This window comes from Stenotrophomonas sp. SrG, from assembly GCF_050031795.1.
GTDB lineage: Bacteria > Pseudomonadota > Gammaproteobacteria > Xanthomonadales > Xanthomonadaceae > Stenotrophomonas > Stenotrophomonas rhizophila_A.
The window spans coordinates 1-266 of sequence record NZ_JBNBBE010000318.1; the positions used below are offsets into that span (position 1 = coordinate 1).

Consider the following 266-nt stretch of genomic DNA (forward strand, 5'->3'; position numbering starts at 1 on the left):
TCGGCCGCGGCATCGCGCATCACTGCCGCCACGCCGGGGTCGGACCTGCGCGCGGCGTGGTGCAGCGGGGCGTTGCCGTCGCGGTCGACCGCGCGCGAATCGGCCCCGTTGGCCAGCAGGGTCATCACCGCTTCGGGGCGGCCGTGCCAGCTGTCGCGGGTGGCGGCCAGCAGCGGGGACATGCCCTTGTGCGGGGTGTTGACGCCCCCGCCACGGGCGATCAGTTCGCGCAGCAGGCGCAGGTCGGGCAGCACGGCGGCCAGCAC

At 76.3% G+C, this 266-nt stretch carries 1 protein-coding gene; it reads right to left on the reverse strand.

Going from position 1 to position 266, the window contains the following annotated elements:
* Window positions 1-266: ankyrin repeat domain-containing protein (locus tag ACQG3P_RS19960; protein WP_426806013.1), on the reverse strand; the 266-nt coding region annotated here is incomplete at both ends.